This window comes from Vibrio sinaloensis, from assembly GCF_000808535.1.
GTDB lineage: Bacteria > Pseudomonadota > Gammaproteobacteria > Enterobacterales > Vibrionaceae > Vibrio > Vibrio sinaloensis_D.
In genome coordinates, this window is sequence record NZ_JWLV01000007.1 from 1 (window position 1) to 19,521 (window position 19,521).

18 protein-coding genes are annotated in these 19,521 nt (G+C 46.4%); 14 read left to right on the top strand and 4 right to left on the bottom strand.

Annotated elements, in window-relative coordinates; genetic code table 11:
• Positions 1-59: 59 nt before the first annotated feature.
• From RJ47_RS05135 to RJ47_RS05145, 3 genes are all read right to left on the bottom strand, one after another.
• Complete coding sequence (locus tag RJ47_RS05135; RefSeq protein ID WP_005472109.1) at positions 60-1,421, bottom strand: L-serine ammonia-lyase; 1,362 nt, start codon at positions 1,419-1,421, stop codon at positions 60-62.
• A gap of 94 nt (positions 1,422-1,515) precedes the next feature.
• Positions 1,516-2,769, bottom strand: a complete 1,254-nt coding sequence (locus RJ47_RS05140; RefSeq protein WP_005471902.1) for an aromatic amino acid transport family protein — start codon at positions 2,767-2,769, stop codon at positions 1,516-1,518.
• Between the two features lie 290 nt (positions 2,770-3,059).
• A complete protein-coding gene (locus tag RJ47_RS05145; protein ID WP_038213872.1) occupies positions 3,060-3,668 on the bottom strand; it encodes a CoA pyrophosphatase in 609 nt (202 codons plus the stop codon).
• Positions 3,669-3,752: 84 nt separating this feature from the next.
• Between RJ47_RS05145 and RJ47_RS05150 the strand changes: the two genes are divergently transcribed.
• Together RJ47_RS05150 and RJ47_RS05155 are read left to right on the top strand one after the other, a co-directional pair.
• Positions 3,753-4,295 carry a heme NO-binding domain-containing protein gene (locus tag RJ47_RS05150; protein WP_038134342.1) on the top strand — a complete coding sequence of 181 codons (543 nt, stop codon included), beginning with the start codon at positions 3,753-3,755 and terminating at the stop codon, positions 4,293-4,295.
• Between the two features lie 7 nt (positions 4,296-4,302).
• Complete coding sequence (locus tag RJ47_RS05155) at positions 4,303-6,003, top strand: ATP-binding protein (RefSeq protein ID WP_039482137.1); 1,701 nt, start codon at positions 4,303-4,305, stop codon at positions 6,001-6,003.
• Between the two features lie 13 nt (positions 6,004-6,016).
• On the opposite strand, the gene pabB is transcribed toward RJ47_RS05155, so the two are convergent.
• Positions 6,017-7,384 carry an aminodeoxychorismate synthase component 1 gene (gene pabB / locus RJ47_RS05160; RefSeq protein ID WP_039482267.1) on the bottom strand — a complete coding sequence of 456 codons (1,368 nt, stop codon included), beginning with the start codon at positions 7,382-7,384 and terminating at the stop codon, positions 6,017-6,019.
• 193 nt (positions 7,385-7,577) lie between these two features.
• Between pabB and RJ47_RS05165 the strand changes: the two genes are divergently transcribed.
• The 12 genes from RJ47_RS05165 to RJ47_RS05220 all read left to right on the top strand — a co-directional run bounded on the left by RJ47_RS05165 (position 7,578) and on the right by RJ47_RS05220 (position 19,518).
• Positions 7,578-9,095 carry a fumarate hydratase gene (locus RJ47_RS05165; RefSeq protein WP_005472113.1) on the top strand — a complete coding sequence of 506 codons (1,518 nt, stop codon included), beginning with the start codon at positions 7,578-7,580 and terminating at the stop codon, positions 9,093-9,095.
• Between the two features lie 119 nt (positions 9,096-9,214).
• Complete coding sequence (locus tag RJ47_RS05170) at positions 9,215-9,400, top strand: hypothetical protein (RefSeq protein ID WP_005471904.1); 186 nt, start codon at positions 9,215-9,217, stop codon at positions 9,398-9,400.
• Positions 9,401-9,517: 117 nt separating this feature from the next.
• The gene (locus RJ47_RS05175; RefSeq protein ID WP_039482140.1) at positions 9,518-10,894 is read left to right on the top strand and encodes a YcjX family protein; all 1,377 of its coding nucleotides are present in this window, start codon (positions 9,518-9,520) and stop codon (positions 10,892-10,894) included.
• Positions 10,891-11,940 (top strand): YcjF family protein, encoded by a 1,050-nt coding sequence (locus RJ47_RS05180; RefSeq protein ID WP_039482142.1) that lies wholly within the window; start codon positions 10,891-10,893, stop codon positions 11,938-11,940. The genes RJ47_RS05175 and RJ47_RS05180 overlap by 4 nt, the downstream gene beginning before the upstream one ends.
• 100 nt (positions 11,941-12,040) lie before the next feature.
• A complete protein-coding gene (gene tyrR / locus RJ47_RS05185; RefSeq protein ID WP_039482145.1) occupies positions 12,041-13,585 on the top strand; it encodes a transcriptional regulator TyrR in 1,545 nt (514 codons plus the stop codon).
• A complete protein-coding gene (gene rimJ / locus RJ47_RS05190) occupies positions 13,585-14,166 on the top strand; it encodes a ribosomal protein S5-alanine N-acetyltransferase (protein WP_038134351.1) in 582 nt (193 codons plus the stop codon). Before tyrR ends, rimJ begins: the two co-directional genes overlap by 1 nt.
• Positions 14,163-14,750: an HD domain-containing protein gene (locus RJ47_RS05195; RefSeq protein WP_005472034.1), complete on the top strand. Its 588-nt coding sequence runs from the start codon at positions 14,163-14,165 to the stop codon at positions 14,748-14,750. The genes rimJ and RJ47_RS05195 overlap by 4 nt, the downstream gene beginning before the upstream one ends.
• A 25-nt stretch (positions 14,751-14,775) precedes the next feature.
• On the top strand, positions 14,776-15,249 hold the full coding sequence (locus RJ47_RS05200; RefSeq protein ID WP_039482149.1) for a DUF2947 domain-containing protein: 474 nt from the start codon (positions 14,776-14,778) through the stop codon (positions 15,247-15,249).
• 348 nt (positions 15,250-15,597) lie between these two features.
• Positions 15,598-15,780 carry a hypothetical protein gene (locus RJ47_RS21400; protein ID WP_072016669.1) on the top strand — a complete coding sequence of 61 codons (183 nt, stop codon included), beginning with the start codon at positions 15,598-15,600 and terminating at the stop codon, positions 15,778-15,780.
• 156 nt (positions 15,781-15,936) lie between these two features.
• Positions 15,937-16,575 (top strand): GTP cyclohydrolase II, encoded by a 639-nt coding sequence (locus tag RJ47_RS05210; RefSeq protein WP_072036316.1) that lies wholly within the window; start codon positions 15,937-15,939, stop codon positions 16,573-16,575.
• 167 nt (positions 16,576-16,742) lie between these two features.
• Positions 16,743-18,005, top strand: coding sequence for an imelysin family protein (locus RJ47_RS05215; protein ID WP_039482154.1), 1,263 nt, complete (start codon positions 16,743-16,745; stop codon positions 18,003-18,005).
• Between the two features lie 127 nt (positions 18,006-18,132).
• Positions 18,133-19,518, top strand: coding sequence for a di-heme oxidoredictase family protein (locus tag RJ47_RS05220; RefSeq protein ID WP_039482157.1), 1,386 nt, complete (start codon positions 18,133-18,135; stop codon positions 19,516-19,518).
• Positions 19,519-19,521: the final 3 nt, after the last annotated feature.

The following is a 19,521-nucleotide window of genomic DNA, read 5'->3' on the forward strand; positions in this document are numbered from 1 at the left end:
CCTTAAGTGAACGGCATTAGTGCAATGCACTCCCTTGAATATCCAGATATGACGGATAATTAGCAGATAACTTTAACGGCTAAGCCGCCTTGAGACGTCTCACGGTATTTTGCGTTCATGTCTTTACCTGTCTCTAGCATGGTTTCGATAACCTTATCTAGAGATACGGTAGGCGCAGACGAACGACGCAGTGCCATACGAGTCGAGTTAATCGCTTTTACAGCAGCAATACCGTTACGCTCGATACATGGAACCTGTACCTGACCAGCAACTGGGTCACAGGTTAGACCTAGGTTGTGCTCCATTGCAATTTCTGCGGCCATACAAACTTGCTCTGGGCTACCACCCATGAGCTCAGCAAGGCCCGCTGCCGCCATAGAACATGCCACGCCAACTTCACCCTGGCAGCCTACTTCAGCGCCAGAGATAGACGCGTTACGCTTGTACAGACCACCGATTGCGCCAGAAGCCGCAAAGTAACGGATGTAGTCTTTCTCGGTCACGGTTTGGATGAACTTATCGTAGTAAGCCAGTACCGCAGGGATGATGCCACATGCACCGTTAGTTGGTGCCGTTACAACGCGGCCACCTGCAGCGTTCTCTTCGTTAACAGCGAAAGCGAACATGTTTACCCAGTCTACAACCGACATAGGATCGTTAGTCGTTTTCTCTGAAGTAAGCAGTTGCTGACGAAGCGCTGCCGCACGGCGAGGCACACGCAGTGGACCAGGCAGAATACCTTCAGTATTCATACCGCGATCCATACATTCACGCATGGTTTTCCAGATGTTGGCAAAGTACGTACGAGACTCTTCATCAGAGTGCATCGCTGCTTGGTTTTTCATCACCAACGTACTGATAGAAAGACCGCTTTCCTTACATTGATTCACTAGCTCTTCCGCTGTTGTGAACTCGTAAGGGGCTTTTACTGGGTTCTCTTCTTCTTTACCGAAGTTTTCTTCATCAACGATGAAACCACCGCCGATAGAGTAATAGGTCTTTGAGTACACTTTTTCGTCATTGATCCAAGCGTGGATCTGCATGCCGTTTTCGTGAAGCTCAAGGTTAGTAGTATGGAAGTTCATACCACCTTCTTTCGGGAACGATACTGTGTGACAGTGCATGCCAACAGGGAGGCGCTCAGTTTCTTCCACGCGAGCGATAAAGCCCGGAATAGAGTCGATATCCACTTTTTCAGGAGTATTGCCAGCAAGACCCATGATGATTGCGATATCTGTGTGGTGACCTTTCCCTGTCAGTGATAGTGATCCATAAACGTCAACGGTAATTTTAGTGATGTCGCGCAATTTTCCCATTGAACGTAAATCATCAATAAATTCTTTACCCGCTTTCATTGGGCCTACAGTGTGTGAGCTTGAAGGACCAACGCCGATCTTATAGATGTCAAAAACACTAATCATATCGATTACCTCAAAACTAAGCCTCCCAGGGGGAGGGAGGCTTATTATTATCGTTATATTCTTGGTTTAATCAGACTTTAAAAAAGTGACTGGATTAAAGAGCGCCGTAGATTACAGAAGTAATGGCCGCAATACCACAAAGAGCTGTGAAAATCTGTACAGGTGTAGAAGTTTTGTACTTCGCCATCGCTGGTACTTTTTGCATTGCGAATACAGGCATTAGGAACAAGATAGCCGCAATCATTGGCGCGCCCATTGTTTCAATCATGCCTAGGATGCTTGGGTTAACGATAGCCACAATCCAAGTCGTTACAACGATGAAGATCAGTGATGCTTTTTCAATCTTGTTTACTGGCGTTTCAGAGCGAGATTTCACTAGACCAACGAGACCTTCGTGCGCACCTAGGAAGTGACCAAAGTAGCTTGAAGTAATTGCTGCGAAAGCAACGAGTGGACCCATGTAAGAGATCAGTGGAGATTCGTGAACGTTCGCTAGGTAAGAAAGAACAGAGATGTTTTGCTCTTTCGCCATTGCTAGTTGCTCTGGAGACAGTGAAAGTACCACAGAGAATACGAAGAACATTACAAAGCCCATTAGCATCATTGCTGCGCCACCAGTGATAGCGTCAGTTTTCTGAACTGCGTTGTCACCGTGTACACGACGTTGCTCTTTAGAGAACTGAGAGATAACTGGGCTGTGGTTGAAAGAGAACACAATGATTGGAATTGCTAGCCAAACAACAGATGGCATAGAAGACCAGTCTGGTGCAACAGACATCATTGAGCTGTTCCAATCAGGGATTAGGTAGAAAGAAAGCGCAAGTAGGATGAACACTAGTGGGTAAACCAGTGCAGATGTTGCTTTCAGCATCAGCTCTTTACCAAACACAACACCGGCAGTCATTGCAGCGATCAGCGCACCAGACAGTAGCCAGCGAGGGATGGATTCCATGCCCATTTGGTTTACTAGGAACGAGTCAACCGTGTTTGTGATACCAACACCGTAGATAAGAACGATAGGGTAGATAGCGAAAAAGTAAGCAAAAGTAATAAGGTTTGCGCCAGTCTTACCAAAGTGTTCTTCAACAGTATCAGTGATGTCAGCTTCAGGATTTTTTGCAGAAAGTACGAAACGAGCAAGAGATTTGTGTGCGAACCAAGTCATTGGTGCCGCGATTAGAGCAAGGATAACTAATGGCCAGAAACCGCCAGCACCTGCTTTAATTGGAAGGAAAAGTACGCCAGCACCTACCGCAGTACCGAAAAGTGACAGACACCAGGTGAAATCCTTGTAAGTAAACTTACTAGGAGATTGTGCGGAAGAAACCGCAGAAGTATTAGTATTCATTTTGTGATACTCATTTTTGGGAACAGGAAATAAGTCGGGTGCAATTTTGCATAAAAATCTTGCACAAAAAATAGATCTAAATCATGAATTGATTGGAGTTATAACATGATATGTCAAAAAGGAGTTTTTGGTCACGAAAATGCCGTGCTACTAGTGATTTATGCTAATCCGTGAAATTAGTTTTTCTAATGTTGTAGCAAAAAAGTTAGGCGTAGTTTGCAGGAAAACGTTTGCGCTATTGATAAATAATTAAACTAATATGAACAAATGTTGCTCGATATATTATTCTATTAATATTGATGCATAATGTGCTTTTGCATTGCTTGAATGATTTGCGCTGTCATCCCCCAAATAAAGTGCTGTTTGTAAGAGAGTCCAAACACACGGTGTGAATGATTGGCAAATTGGAATTGTTGGCTTTTCAGTTGTCTTCTGTCCAGCACCACCTTGGCGGGCACTTCAAAAACCTCATCAACTTCATTTGGATCAATGACGCTCTGGTAATTCTCGTCCACAAACGCGAGAAATGGCGTCACACTGAACTTACTGATCGTCACGAGTTCTGGCATTTGGCCGAATATATCGATCTCGTTGTGACGAATACCGACCTCTTCGAATGTTTCTCTAAGCGCTGTGTGAGCTAAGCTATGATCGTCATTCTCATGTTTTCCGCCGGGGAAACTGACTTGTCCTGGGTGATGTTTAAGATGTTTAGCCCGCTTGGTGAAAATGACATTTAGCTCTTGATTGCGTTCAACGAAACCAATCAGGACAGATGCCTTGCGTAGCGGTTGATTTTGCAGGTGAGCGACGCGTTTGACCGCTTCTTGGTGATAGTTGACGGTTTGGTGTAACTGAAAGTTTTGAATCAGTTGGCTTTTGTTGAATTCCGATAACACGATAACTCCATGTCTTAATTTGATAATCCGTTTTTTTTAGCTCATGCTTTTAATTCACCATATAGTGCAAGGATAGCTCAAATTATGAAAGGAATTATCTTTACTGAGTTTATTGATTTGGTTGAAGCTAAGTTCGGTTTGGACACACTTGATGACATCTTAGAGAGTGCAGGGGATGATGGTGTCTATACTTCGGTAGGCAGTTACGATCACCGAAAGTTGGTTCAACTTGTGGTGATGCTGAGTAACAAGACAGGTATACCTGCCGAGGACCTACAACGGGTTTTTGGCCAAAGCGTCTTTAACAACCTCTATAGCTCGCTGCCCAAATCGAGTAGCCTCGAAAACTGTCAGTCGACGTTTCAGTTCATTCGCTTGGTCGAAGATTACATCCACACTGAAGTGAAAAAATTGTATCAAGACGCCAACCCGCCGAGATTTGACTTTATTTCAGAATCTGAGACAGAGATGGAGTTTGACTATCGCAGCGCGCGATGTATGGCGCATGTTTGTTTGGGATTGTTAGAAGGGTGTGCGGCGCACTTTGAGCAATCGATCAATGTAGAGATGGTTCCTCAGGTTGAAGATGGCAGTAACGTACGCTTCAAAGTGGTGCTGGTAGAGTGACGGTTCAATGAGTAGTAATTCTGCACTGGAGCGAAAACTCGCTCGGGAGACAGCTTCGCGCAAAGCCGCGGAGCAACTATTAGAACAAAAGAGCTTAGAGCTGTTTGAAGCGAACCAACAGCTTACCTTGGCGTTGAGTCAGTTAAAAAAACAAAATCGCGATGGACTGCAAAAGCTCGAGTTTGAACAACAGATAAGCGAGGGATTGATTCATTTTGGGCGCGCATTTTTGAGTCGCAATCTGGATGACGGATTGGTTTCGTCGTTATTGGAGCGTTTGAAACATTCATCGGCGCTCAGTCACGCAGAGCTATTTTTACTACCTAAACTGGTGCCCACACTCGTTGCGGATCGCTTCAACGTCACCGAGGTGCGTGGGATTGACCAAGTGAAGCCCTACGCTGTTTGGGAGGCAAATCAGCTCCGGTTACCACTTGAAGTGGATTACAAAACGGTTGGTGAACTGAGCGTGGTTCTCAATGACGTCGACGTCGACCGAGACTTTGTGGTGAGCCAAATAACGCTCGTTGCTGACTTGCTCTGCAGTGCGATAAGCCGTCAGTTGATCATTACCAGCAACCAAAAAGCCCGAGCGCGTGCAGAAGAGTCGGAGAAGGCAACCAAAGAGTTTGTTGCCATGATCAACCACGAGCTACGTACGCCTCTCAATGGCTTGCTAGGCAGCGCCGAGTTGCTTGCCGAAACGCAGCTAAACGATGAACAGTCGACTCTGTTAAATAATCTCGTCTATTCGGGAGATTTGCTTCGTTTGATCATCAACGACATCCTTGATTTCAGTAAGATCAGCGCAGGCATGATGGAGTTGATACCAAGCCGATTTGAGTGGGCTTCTGTTAAGCAGATGCTAAATGGCATTTTTCAGTCGAAGGCGATTGAAAAAGGCGTCGACTTTCGCATCAAAGAATCGACGCCTGTTCCGCCAATCCTAATTGGAGACTTTGAGCGAATATGCCAAGTTATGGTGAACTTGGTTGGCAACGCGGTTAAGTTCACGCGTCAAGGCTCTGTGTCTGTTACAACGCAGTGGAAACATGATCAGTTGACGATGACTGTGGAGGACACTGGTATCGGTATTGAGCAAGAGGATTTATCGACACTGTTTGACCCTTTTGTTCAAGTTGACCGTACGGCGACGCGTCATTTCGAAGGGACAGGGCTAGGTTTAGCCATCTGTAAAAACCTTGTCGAGCTAATGAGAGGGCATATTCATGTCCATAGTGTCAAAGGCAGTGGGAGTACATTTACGGTGACAATTCCGTTGGTTGTCGGAGAAGAAGAGATTGATACCGAGCATGCTCGTCCAGGTGGAAATGATACGACGACATTACTTGAGCAGCTCTCAATCTTGGTGGTGGATGACATCCGAATGAACCAAGTGATCATCAATCAGATGCTAAAAAAACTCTCCATTCAACCCGACATTGCTACCAATGGCATTGAAGCGATCAAAGCCGCCAGTGACCATCAATACGATCTTATCTTTATGGATTGTCGAATGCCAGAAATGGATGGGTTTGAAGCAACGCGCTATTTGCGAGAACAGAACTACACACTGCCGATCATTGCCCTGACCGCGGGCACTACGTTAGAAGAGCGTGAGAAATGCATTGTCAGCGGCATGAATGATATTTTAACAAAACCATACACCGCGCAAGACTTAAGGCTGATGCTAGAAAAGTGGGTTTAGCACCCACTTTTTACTATTGTGCAAGCGTTGGCAAAATTCGACTCAGCTTATCTAATGTCTCTTGGTACTCTGATTCACATTGACTGTCGGCAACCAAGCCACCACCAGCCCACACGTGCAGCTTACCCTGTTCGGCCACCAAGGTACGAATGGTAATGCTGGTGTCCATTCGTCCGTGACGGCTGATATAGCCAATACTGCCACAATACGCACTTCGTCGATGAGGCTCGAGCTCTTCGATGATTTCCATAGCACGAATTTTTGGAGCGCCCGTAATTGAACCGCCCGGGAAACTCGCTCTTAGCAGATCGGCTGGGGCATATTGGCAATCCAACTCTGCGCGAATCGTACTCACTAAATGATGAACGGCAGGGAAGCTCTCAATATCGAAAAGTTTCGGCACGTGAACCGTTCCAGGTTTTGCCACGCGACCTACATCATTTCTCAGCAGATCAACAATCATCAAGTTTTCAGCTTGATCTTTTTCCGCGCTGGCTAGGTCGAGCGCAGATTGTTCGTCTTGCTGTGGGCAGTCAGAGCGAGGACGTGTTCCCTTAATCGGTTTGGTTTCAATGACTCTGTCTTTGACTTCTAAAAATCGCTCCGGAGAGACACTCAAAATCGCCCCTTGCTCTGTGCGGATAAACGCAGAGAAAGGGCCTTGGTTAACCGCTTCGAGCTTCTGATACGCCTGCCACTCACTGCCTTGATACTCCGCCACAAAACGCTGTGCAAGGTTAATCTGATAACAGTCACCAGAGAGCAAATACTCCTGCACTTGGGCAAACTTTTGACTGTATTCAGATTTAGTCATGTTTGATTGCCACGTTGAGTTGAGCGCGAAGTTATCCGATGGCATGGGAGTTTGGCTTAACAACCAGTGGTAATGTTTCTCTACATTGAGTCCAACGATAGCGGCGCTTTGTTGGTTGTGGTCAACAATCACGGCCCACTCATACAAGCCGACCGCCATATCGGGCGTATCGAGGTCTTTCTTGGAAAGCTCTGGCAGTTTCTCAACGCGTCGGCCAAGATCATAAGAGAAATACCCCAGCGCGCCGCCGATAAAGGGCAAATCACCCTCGTAGTGGATGTCGCCAAGCCAGCGAGTTTGCTCTGCTTGCAGGAGATCAAATGGGTCACTTGACGACGTGAATTGGCCGTCAGGATTTACGACTAACGTTCGATCGCCATTGGTGGTCAGTGTGGCGATAGGTTGGGCGACCAAAATGTCGAAGCGACTGTCGATATGCGTGCGGGATGGCGACCTTAACAACATGGCCCATGGCAGGTGCTCAATGGAGTCAAAAAGCTGTTTGGCAAGATCATTTTGGTATTTAATCGGCTTGATTTCTAAGCAATTTGGCGCGTTGTTATTCATTTGTTTAATTTGTGACAAAGAGATCGTTCGCTGCATGGTAACAGAGGGAAAGCAAGAGTATCATAATGCTAACCAACGCCGCTACTCATGACGTTTAATAATAAAAAGGCGCAGTCAGCCTGAGTCAATCGCCTAATAGGCAAACGTTTGAGTAGATGGATGAAAAGGAAGCATAACGATAAAGAGGCACGCAATGACGGTTATTCGCCAGCAAGACGTGATCAGCAGTGTTGCTGATGCACTTCAGTACATTTCTTACTACCACCCTCTAGACTTTGTTCAAGCCCTGGAAAAAGCCTATCACAAAGAAGAGAGCCAAGCGGCGAAAGACGCGATTGCTCAAATTCTGATTAACTCTCGCATGTCTGCAGAAGGCCATCGCCCAATCTGTCAAGATACCGGTATCGTCACCTGTTTCGTCAATGTGGGCATGGGCGTCCAATGGGACTCTACCGATCTTACGGTGCAGCAAATGGTTGATGAAGGTGTTCGTCAAGCGTACACCAATCCAGATAACCCACTACGTGCATCGGTATTGATGGATCCTGCGGGCAAGCGAATCAATACCAAAGACAACACTCCTGCGGTTGTTCACATCAATATGGTGCCGGGCAACAAAGTAGAAATTCAGATCGCGGCAAAAGGCGGCGGTAGCGAAAACAAAACGAAAATGGTCATGCTAAACCCGTCTGACGATATTGCGGAATGGGTAGAAAAAACGTTGCCGACGATGGGCGCGGGCTGGTGTCCACCGGGCATGTTAGGAATCGGCATTGGCGGCACCGCTGAAAAAGCGGCAGTATTGGCGAAAGAATCGCTGATGGAACACATCGATATTCAAGAGCTGATCGAACGTGGCCCGCAAAACGCAGAAGAAGAACTGCGTTTAGATATCTTTAACCGTGTCAACAAGCTAGGTATTGGCGCTCAAGGTCTTGGCGGTTTGACAACCGTTGTTGACGTTAAGATCAAAACAGCACCGACGCACGCAGCATCTAAACCTGTGTGTTTGATCCCGAACTGTGCGGCTACTCGCCATGTACACTTCACGTTAGATGGCACAGGCCCTGCGGACTTAACGCCACCAAAATTGGAAGAGTGGCCAGACATTACGTGGGAAGCGGGGGAGAACACTCGCCGAGTTAACCTCGATGAAGTGACACAAGCGGATGTGGAGCAGTGGAAGACCGGCGAAACGGTTCTGCTTTCAGGTAAGATCCTGACTGGTCGTGACGCGGCGCATAAACGCATCCAAACCATGCTACAAAATGGTGAAGGCTTGCCAGAAGGTGTCGATTTTAAAGGCAAGTTTATCTACTACGTCGGCCCTGTTGATGCAGTCGGGGATGAAGCCGTAGGTCCTGCGGGTCCAACCACCTCTACGCGTATGGATAAGTTCACCGACATGATGCTTGAAGAGACAGGCATCATGGGCATGATCGGTAAAGCGGAGCGCGGACCGGCGACCGTTGAGTCGATTAAAAAGCACAAAGCGGTCTACTTGATGGCAGTCGGCGGCGCGGCTTATTTGGTTGCTAAAGCGATTAAGAAAGCGCGCGTGGTGGCGTTCGAAGATCTGGGTATGGAAGCGATTTATGAATTTGAAGTCGAAGATATGCCAGTAACCGTAGCCGTTGACTCCAATGGTGCTAACGCTCACCAAATTGGTCCTGATACTTGGAAAGTAAAAATCCAAGAGATGGAAAGTTAAGTTTGTGAGAAATTGCTGATTTAGCAAGAGATTCTCGCAAAGATTTGACAAAGGTGTGGGTAAAACTGCACCTTTTGTCTATATACTACAAATTGTAAACAAATACGTCAGGAGCGAAAATGCCTCGTTTTATTCAAATTCTTCAGCTAGTCATCGCGGCTGTCGTCGGTTTCTTTGTCGGCTACGACATCATTTTGCACGGCATCAGCATATTCGATGAAAAATACGTGACCATCACATGCGTGTTGTTTGCCCTTCTCGAAATCGCACTATTTGTGATTTACAAGCTCATTGAAGACGATTAGATATCACGCCCTAGTTTTTATTAGAGCCCTTGATGCATATCGAGGGCTTTTTTGTTCATCTTTGATTAAGATTGGAGCCAGTATGATGAGTGCGAATAGTTAAATAAGAGAAGTTGAATGAAGAGCATTACTCAAGAAGTGAATGATTTAATCCATCGCAGCGTTGACTCACATGTCCGTATTGCGGTGACCGGATTATCCAGAGCAGGCAAAACCGCGTTTATTAGCTCTTTGGTTAATCAGCTTCTTCATACCTCAACTCACGATAACTTGCCGCTACTCTCTGCGGCGAGAGACAAACGCCTTGTCGGAGCCAAACGTGAGCCCCAATCTAATATGTTGGTGCCAAGGTTTGGTTACGATGAAGCCATCGAGTCCCTCCACAGTGAGCCTCCTCAGTGGCCAAAACCAACGCGAGATGTCAGCGAGATACGCTTAGCGTTAAAGTACAAACCTAAGAAAAAAACCAAGAAACTGTTCAATAGCACAGCGACCTTGCACATCGATATTATTGATTACCCAGGGGAGTGGTTGCTCGATCTGCCGCTTTTGGATATGGACTTCGAGCAATGGTCTAAGAGCCAATTTGATGCACTAAAAGGTGTTCGCCAAGAATTAGCGGCGCCTTGGCTTGAGAAGCTCTCTCAGTTTGATGTCGATTCGGACCTCGATGAAAAACAACTGGCGGAAATTGCTCAAACCTATACCGACTATCTATACGCGTGCAAAGAGAGTGGACTCCATTGGGTTCAACCGGGACGGTTTGTATTGCCCGGAGAACTTGACGGCGCGCCAGTGTTGCAGTTTTTCCCAGTGAAGTTTGAAGAAGGGAAAAAGGTTGAGAAAACGTCCAATTTAGCCATGCTTCAAGCGCGCTATCACGAGTATCAGCAGAAAGTAGTGAAAGCCTTTTATAAGCATCATTTCTCAACGTTTGATCGCCAAATCGTTCTGGTGGATTGCTTACAACCACTCAACGCCGGTTACGAATCGTTCCATGATATGCGAGACGCGCTGGAACAAATCATGAATAGCTTTAAGTACGGTAGGAGTAATTTATTAAAGCGCCTGTTTTCACCTCGGATTGATAAAGTGCTATTCGCGGCAACAAAAGCGGATCATGTCACCCCTGAACAACACCCAAATTTGGTGTCTTTGTTGCAGCAAATGGTACATCCAGCGTGGCAAAACGCGTCGTTTGAAAACATTGAGATGAGTTGTATGACTATGGCCTCTATCCAAGCCACTCAAACGGGTTTTATTGGTCAGGGCGATCAGGCGGTGCCTGCGATTCAAGGAGTGACGCTGGAAGAGAAACCCATGACGGTCTTCCCTGGTGAAGTGCCGAAGAAGTTACCCAATAAAGTGTATTGGCAGCAGCAAGGGTTTGAGTTTACCGCCTTTCGCCCTCAAGCATCGCTCAGTGATGAGCCATTGCCGCACATTCGCATGGACAAAGCACTTGAGTATTTGATTGGAGACAAACTGAAATGAGCCAACCAGCAGACAGTAAGTTGAAGCAGAAGAAGGTGTTTGAACAGCCTTTAGTGGATGAGCCAGTTCAATCGCAACCAGACCTCACTGCACACATGCAATTCACCGAGCAAGAAACATTTGTCCCGGCAAAGATTGAAGAGCGTGATTCTGATACCGAAGCCGAAGCAAAATTAGAACGCATAATTCGCCCTAACTCACGGTCGAAGTGGCTGGCGAGTGGTTTGCTGGCAACGTTTGCTGGTTTAGTGGGGTGGCAGGCGATTGACAGTGTGGTTACGTCGATTCAAACCGCAGACTGGTTGTCGTTAGGATGGGCGGGATTCATATCGGTTCTTGCCAGTTTAGGCATTGGCGCAATCGGCAAAGAGTTGTGGAAATTACGTAAGCTGCACAATCACTTTTCGGTACAAGAGCAAACGGAAGCCCTAATCGAAGATAATAGCATTGGTAAAGGGAAAGCGTTTTGTGAAACGCTTGCCAAGCAGTCAGGCATTTCAGCAGAGTCACCCAGTTATGACCGTTGGATCCATAGCGTGAAGCCCTCGCACAGTGATGGCGAAGTGCTCGATATGTACGATGCGATGGTGGTGTCAGAGCAAGACAAGTTGGCAACTAAAGTGGTGTCTCAGCATGCGACTGAGTCCGCGGCGCTTGTCGCCATAAGCCCATTGGCGATTGCCGATATGTTGCTGGTGGCTTGGCGAAACTTCAAAATGATCGACAGCTTAGCGGATGTTTACGGTGTCGAGCTAGGGTATTGGTCACGGCTACAGCTGTTCAAATCGACCTTAATCAACATGGCCGCTGCAGGAGCAAGTGAGTTAGCCATAGATGCCAGCATGGATCTGATGTCGATGGACTTGGCTGGGCGCGTGTCAGCGAGAGCAGGGCAGGGACTTGGCGTTGGAATCTTAACCGCTCGTTTAGGGTTAAAAGCGATGGCACTGCTTCGACCTATGCCTTGGCATGAAGAACGACGAGTCAAACTGGGCGCGATTCGAAAACAAATCGTAGAAAAAATCGCCGCTATAACAATCAAATAGCGTGAATGTGAAGCAAGTGATGTCGCTTTGCTTGACGAGGATCTAGGCTTAAGGGAAACTACTGTCAACTTTTCGTGACACCTTAGTTAGGAACTTATCTGTGCGTCTAGAAGTTTTTTGTGAAGACAGGCTTGGCCTGACTCGTGAACTGCTCGATATTCTTGCTTCAAAGAACATCGACTTACGAGGCATTGAAATTGATATTTCAGGCATCATTTATCTCAACTGTCCCGATATCGATTTCGATACCTTTAGTGAGTTGATGGCAGAGATCCGTCGCATCTCAGGTGTCAAAGATGTCCGAAAAATCCAGTTTATGCCTATTGAGCGCCACAACACAGAGCTTATCTCTTTGCTCAATAGCCTTCCGGAACCCGTCCTTGCGATAGACCTAAAAGGCAACGTCGACATGGCGAATCACGCCGCGATGAGTCTATTCCATCAGCAAGAGAGTGAAATAATTGGTCATCCGGCTTCAACCCTGATCCCCAGCTTTAACTTTGCAAAATGGAGCGAAAGCACCAGCACTCGTCAACGTGAAAGCATTGTGATTGGTGGGCTGGATTACACGCTTGATGTGATGCCTGTATACATTACTGACGAAGCCAACGAATCCATCTTGGCGAGCGCGGTAATGATGATCCGCTCTTCTCAAGAAAAGCCTCTGTTTGATGAAAGCTTACCGCTGCACAACAATCTCGGTTTTGAGCATTTTGTCGGGGTATCGAACCGTCATAAAGCGCTAATCAGCCAAGCCAAAAAGCTCTCTATGCTCGATCAACCTTTGCTCATTCAAGGTGAAACGGGGACGGGCAAAGAGATGCTTGCACGAGCTTGCCACAACCGTTCGAACCGTTCGGGTAAACCGTTTTTGGTATTGAGCTGTGCGTCAATGCCGGATGATGTGGCTGAAACAGAACTGTTTGGCCATGCGCCAGGCTCTTTTAACCACGACCAAGGTCATAAAGGGATTTTTGAGCAGGCGAATGGTGGCACGGTGTTCTTGGATGAAATCGGTGAGATGAGTCCGCACTTGCAAATCAAACTGCTGCGATTACTCCAAGATGGCACCTTCCGCCGCGTGGGAGAAGAAGACGAAATTCATGTCGATGTCCGTGTTATTGCGTCAACTCGCCACCATCTCGCAGACCTCGCTGAGTCGGGAAGTTTCCGCGAGGATTTGTTCTATCGGCTAAACGTACTGACATTAATCATTCCTCCTCTTCGCGAACGTTCAAACGACATTGCGCCACTACTTGATTTGTTTGTCGCGAAATACGTGAAACAGTTAGGGATTGGCAAACCTGAGCTTAGTGATACGCTTATTGATCAATTGGTGACGTATCAGTGGCCTGGTAACATGCGCCAACTGGAAAACATGGTTTTGAGAGCGCTTACAGAGCTTGAGTCTGACGTGCTAGATGCTGAGCTGTTCCACTTGCCACAGTTGGAATCTTCTTCTGCTCATTTGCCATCCATCAATCTTGATGGCTCCCTAGATGAGATCATGAAAGAGTACGAGTCCCAAGTGCTGGAGAGATTGTATCAATCGTTTCCGTCTAGCCGTAAACTCGCTAAGCGCTTGAATGTTTCACATACTTCGGTTGCGAACAAACTGCGTGAGTATGGGATAAGAAAAAGTTAATGGAACGTATTAGTACCCCACAGCAAGTGTTTGAACAAGATGGCGATGTGACTGTGCGTACCGCCGAGCCAACAGATGGCAAGCTCATTTCCGATTACTTTACTGCCAATCGCTCGCATCTTAAACCTTGGGAGCCCAAACGAGAGCCCGCTTTTTATACCGAGTCTGGTTGGACTCAACGATTGATCAAGTTGAACGAACTGCATCGAATGGGGCTTGGTTACTACTTGCTTATCCTCGATACAGAAAGCGGTGAAATGCTAGGGACAATCTCATTTAGTAACATCTCCCGTTTTCCATTTCATGCGTGCAACGTGGGCTATTCTCTAGGCCAATGTGCGCAAGGGCGAGGGGTTATGTCTCGTGCGTTGAAACTTGCGGTGCGCTACATGTTCTCGATACAAAACATTCACCGCATAATGGCAAGCTATATGCCTCGTAACCAACGCAGTGAGGCTGTGCTTAACCGTTTAGGTTTTAAACGAGAAGGGTTTGCCAAAGACTACCTACTCATCGATGGTAAGTGGGAAGACCACAATCTCACTTCGTTAATTAACCCCAATTGGAAGGCGAAGGAATGAATCGATTAGAGCAACAACTTGCGTTACTCATGGAACTGGATCAACTCAAATCTGTGCTAAGGAGAACCCGTGTTAAAAGCGCGGAAGGTCGCCTTGAAAACAGTGCCGAACACAGTTGGCATGTCGCGTTGATGGCAATCTTGATGGAAGAGCATGCCAATGAGCCTGTTGATATCGCGCGTGTGGTAAAAATGCTCTTACTGCACGATATTGTTGAGATAGATGCTGGTGACACTTTTGTTTATGACGCCGTCGCTTCTTTAGAGCAAGAAGAGAAAGAGCTTGCCGCGGCTAAACGCATGTTTGGCATGTTGCCCACGGAGCAAGGTGCAGAGCTAATGGCTATTTGGCAAGAGTTTGAACAAGGGCAAAGTGCGGATGCAAAGTTTGCAAAAGCGCTCGATAGAATCATTCCAATGCTGCTCAACTACCACAACCAAGGGCAGAGCTGGCTAGAACACGGCGTGACTAAAGAGCAGGCACTTACCGTCAATCGCAAGATCGGCTTTGGCTCGGAAGCGTTGTGGGACAAAGCACAACAAATGATAGAAGAAGCTACAGAAAAAGGCTGGCTAAAAGCATAATCGGCTAGCCATACGAGGATAATAAATGTCGTATCTCACTTTGGATCAATACCAAAGAAAATGGATTTTCACTCACCAATCAATGCCTGTGCCAGAGGAAGATCTCGGGGCGATTAAACCGATGGATCAAGCCCGCGCGTCACAGCTGTGGAAAGAAAACATCAGTGCTCAAAGCCCCGACGCTGATCGCCTCAGCTCCAGTGATTGGCCTATGCGAGAATCCAACTGGAAAGAGACCGTAGATTGGATGGCGGCGTGGGAGTCTGATGACGACGCGATGCCAGAAGAAGTCCTCGCGTTTTTGGATTGGCAAGACGACGTCACGGTGTACTTTTGTTATGAAAAATACAACGTGATTGAAACCAAATGGTCTACATTCAAAAAGCATTGGAAGAACTTTTTATTTTACGATGATGGTCCGATTCTAATTGGCCGCAGACGCAGTGAAGCGTTGTGGTTTGACTCAAAAGGTAATGTCAAACTGGGCCATCGAAAATAAACCAACTCGCCCCAGCTAAGTCATTGCTTAGCTGGGGCGTCTGTCACTTATCTCCGAGAAGCGCTCTCTTAGCAGGGGGCAAGTGAACAATCAGCTCTGTAGCGTCGGTGAGGCAACAAAAGATAGGGGCAAAATCAAGAGATTGATCCAATTAATGATGTGGAGCCGTTCTAAGATCCAAAAAGATCCTCTAAGCGAATGAATTGTAAAGCGTATACCCATAAATAAATTGTGATTTTAAGCCCAAATTAGGGCCTCTCTTTTGCGCAAACTATGTAATTTGTTATCATTTTTTAGACAAGTGGAATTTAGAGTGACAATTTAGTCAGTTATAGATTAAGTGCAGGGATGATTGTGGACACAAATAAAGCGCAATTAAAAAAAGATTTTTATGCTCAGATAAGCCATCTGCAGGCATATTGTCAGCCGCAGACCAAGCCCACTTTATCGTTATTGACTGAAGAAGAGTTGCGCGAGTTAGAATCGCTTTGGATCGAACATTTCATGTGGAAGACGAAACAAAATCATTAAACCACAACTCAAATCTGCTCAGAATAAACCCCAAGCGTTACGCGTTGGGGTTTTTTATTGCCTTAACGATTAATTGTTATATTATAACAAAAGTGATCTAACCGTTGATTTATCGAGTATGAGTCCCCATAGTTAGACCAATAAGAGATTTCTAGAATGATAGAAATAGAAGCAAGTAAGATTCGAGTGAGTAGGGATATGGCGGAAGTAAGAGCCAGAGTCGACTTCAAAGTCGGTGCCAAGAGTAATATCGATGCAGAAATTTTGTCTTTCTCTGGACTGACAACAGATAAAGAGCACGTCGCAGTCATTTTTAAACACGCAGACCAGACTCAAGAGACACCGATGGTTCGTATGCACTCAGAGTGCCTTACTGGTGATGTTTTTCACTCTTCACGCTGCGATTGCGGAGAGCAACTCGACGAGACGATAAATCGTATGGGAGAGTCAGGCGGGATCATCTTGTACTTAAGGCAAGAAGGTCGGGGCATCGGTTTATATAACAAAATTGACGCGTATAAACTGCAAAGTCAGGGCATGAACACCTACGAAGCCAACAATCACCTTGGTTTTGGTGATGACCTACGTGACTTTACGGAAGCGGCGCAGATGTTAAAAGCGCTGAACGTTAACAAAATTCGCTTGGTGACCAATAACCCGAAGAAGGTTCGTGAACTTCAAGAATACGGCATTGAAATCGAGCAAGTTGTCAATACTTCAGCCCACGTTAAAGACGGCAACGAAGGGTACCTGAAAGCAAAAGTCTCTCATGGAAAGCATCATCTAAAGCTGTAAGCCCTTGTCTCATCTATGTTGATAAAAGCCTCACTTCTGTGAGGCTTTTTTGTATGCCTCTTGCAATAAAATTGTAAATTTGTATGATTGCGTCCTGATAGTGTAAATGATAATAATTAGCACTAATAAATAATAACGATTATTAAGCTCAACAAGGATGCTTTTCAATGAATGTTAAATCTCTATTGGCGCAATCAGTCGCTGCTTCTTTGGTATTGGCGAGCAGCTCGGTTTTTGCTGCGAAAGTGACTCAAGAACAGGTTGTTGAACATTACGCAGACATCGCACATGCGGTTTTTGAAGATTCACTGACGACCGCAAAAAAGCTAGATAAGTCTATCGAATCTTTTCTAGCAGCACCTTCAGCTGCCAAGCTAGAAGAAGTAAAACAAGCTTGGCTAGACTCTCGCGTTCCTTATCAACAATCTGAGGTGTTCCGTTTTGGCAACGCAGTTGTGGATGATTGGGAAGGGCAGCTGAATGCATGGCCGCTTGACGAAGGTCTTATCGATTATGTATCGACGGATTACCAGCACGAGCTAGGTAATGAAGGTGCAAATGCAAACATTGTCGCGAATAAGCAGCTGAAAATTGGCGCTACAACAATGGATGTTTCTCAACTGACGCCAAAAACGATTGCAGATTTGAATGAAATCGGTGGCTCTGAGGCAAACGTCGCTTCAGGCTACCACGCGATTGAATTCTTGCTATGGGGCCAAGACCTAAATGGTACTAATGCGGGAGCTGGTCAGCGTCCTTACACAGACTTTGTGGTAGGTGAAGGCTGTACGAACGGCAACTGTGAGCGTCGTGGCGAGTACCTAAAAGCGACAGCTCAACTGCTAATCCAAGATCTAGAATGGATGGAAAAACAGTGGTCAGCGGATGAGAAGGGTAACTACCGCGCAGAATTACTCTCTGACTCTTCAGAAAATGGCCTACGTAAAATGCTATTTGGTATGGGTTCACTATCTCTTGGTGAACTCGCCGGCGAGCGCATGAAAGTGGCATTAGAAGCGAACTCAACGGAAGACGAGCACGATTGTTTCTCTGACAATACGCATAACTCTCACTACTACAACGAGCAGGGTATTTACAACGTTTACACGGGTTTGTACAAGCGTCAGGACGGCACATTGCTCTCGGGACCAAGCATTAATGATCTCGTTGCTCAAAAAGACCAGCAAGCAGCAAAAGAGATCCAGAAGCAGTTTGATGTTACCCGTTCACAAGTCGGTCAATTGGTGACATCTGCAGAAAATAACGGTGAGTTCTTCGATCAACTTATCGCATCTGGAAACGTGAAAGGCAACGCGTTGGTGAACGAGACAATTATGTCACTGGTTGCTCAAACGGCTTCAATCGAGCGTGCGGCAAAAATTGTTGGAATTAACAGCCTAAACCCAGATACGGCTGATCACGAATTTTAATTTGATTTCCGATCATACAAGGGCTCCTTTGAGCCCTTTTTGTTGTTTTTATAACCTTACATTTAATGAGAATATTTCTTGTTTACATATTTTAAATGATAAGGTTTTGCTATGAGCGCTAGGTATCATGTTTTACAAACTCTCCTTTCTTTCTGCATTACTCATTACTAGCACTGCGGTATCTGCCTACGAGGTTGCGTCTGGTGGCGGCACGTCAGTAAAAAAAGACGGCGCGAATGCCTATTCCTTGCCCGCGGGTAACTTACCGATGTCCAAACGTTTGGATTTTAGCGTTGGTAATAGCTTCTTTCGAAATCCATGGGTTCAGGCTCCCGCGTCAACCGATGCGCGTGACGGTTTAGGTCCGCTATTCAATACCAATGGCTGTCAAAACTGTCATATCAAAGATGGTCGAGGGCACCCACCGGAAAAGGGTGATTTGCATGCAGTCTCTATGCTAGTACGGCTGAGTATCCCCGCAATGACGCCTGAGCAGAAAGCCGCTTTTATTAAAGATGGTGTTATCCCAGAACCCACTTACGGTGGTCAGCTACAAGATTTTGCGCTTCAAGACCAAACACCTGAAGGGCAAATCAAAATCACCTACAGTGATCATCCTGTCACATTCAAAGATGGTACCGTGGTTACGTTGAGAAAACCTAAGCTCGAAATTACTGAGCTTGGTTATGGAGCGATGCACCCAGACACGCAGTTTTCTGCTCGAGTAGCGCCGCCCATGATTGGATTAGGTTTGCTTGAGAGTATTCCCGATGAAACCTTGCAACGATGGGCTGACGATCAAGATAGAGATGGTGACGGGATCTCCGGTAAAACCAACAAAGTGTGGGATGTGCAAGCGAATGATTTTGCGATTGGCCGATTTGGCTGGAAAGCGGGTCAGCCAAATTTAATGCAGCAAAATGCCGCTGCATTTAACGGCGATGTCGGTTTAACAAGCCATCTGTTTCCGAAAGAGAACTGCACCGCCAGTCAGACACTGTGTGAAGAGTTGCCAAATGGCGGTAACCCGGAAGTAAGTGAAAAAATTCTCAACTTTGTCGAATTCTATTCACAACATTTAGCGGTGCCAATCCGTCGCAATTTAGATGATCCTTTGGTTCAAAAAGGCCAGGCGCTGTTCGCGAAAGCGGGCTGTGAGAGTTGCCATAAGACGAATGTGAAAACTGGCGAACGTGAAGGGCTGCCTGCGCTTTCAAATCAGATAATCCATCCTTATACCGACATGTTGCTTCATGACATGGGAGAGGGGCTCGCGGATAACAGACCTGAGTATCTAGCCAGTGGGCGCGAATGGCGCACGGCGCCGCTTTGGGGTATCGGTTACACTGAAGAAGTCAACGGACACACCTATTTCCTACACGATGGACGAGCGCGAAATCTAATGGAAGCGGTGCTTTGGCATGGCGGAGAAGCGGAAAACGCGAAGCAGACGGTGCTTACTTTTAGTCAAACCGAGCGTGATGCGTTAATCGCATTTCTCAACTCACTGTAAGGG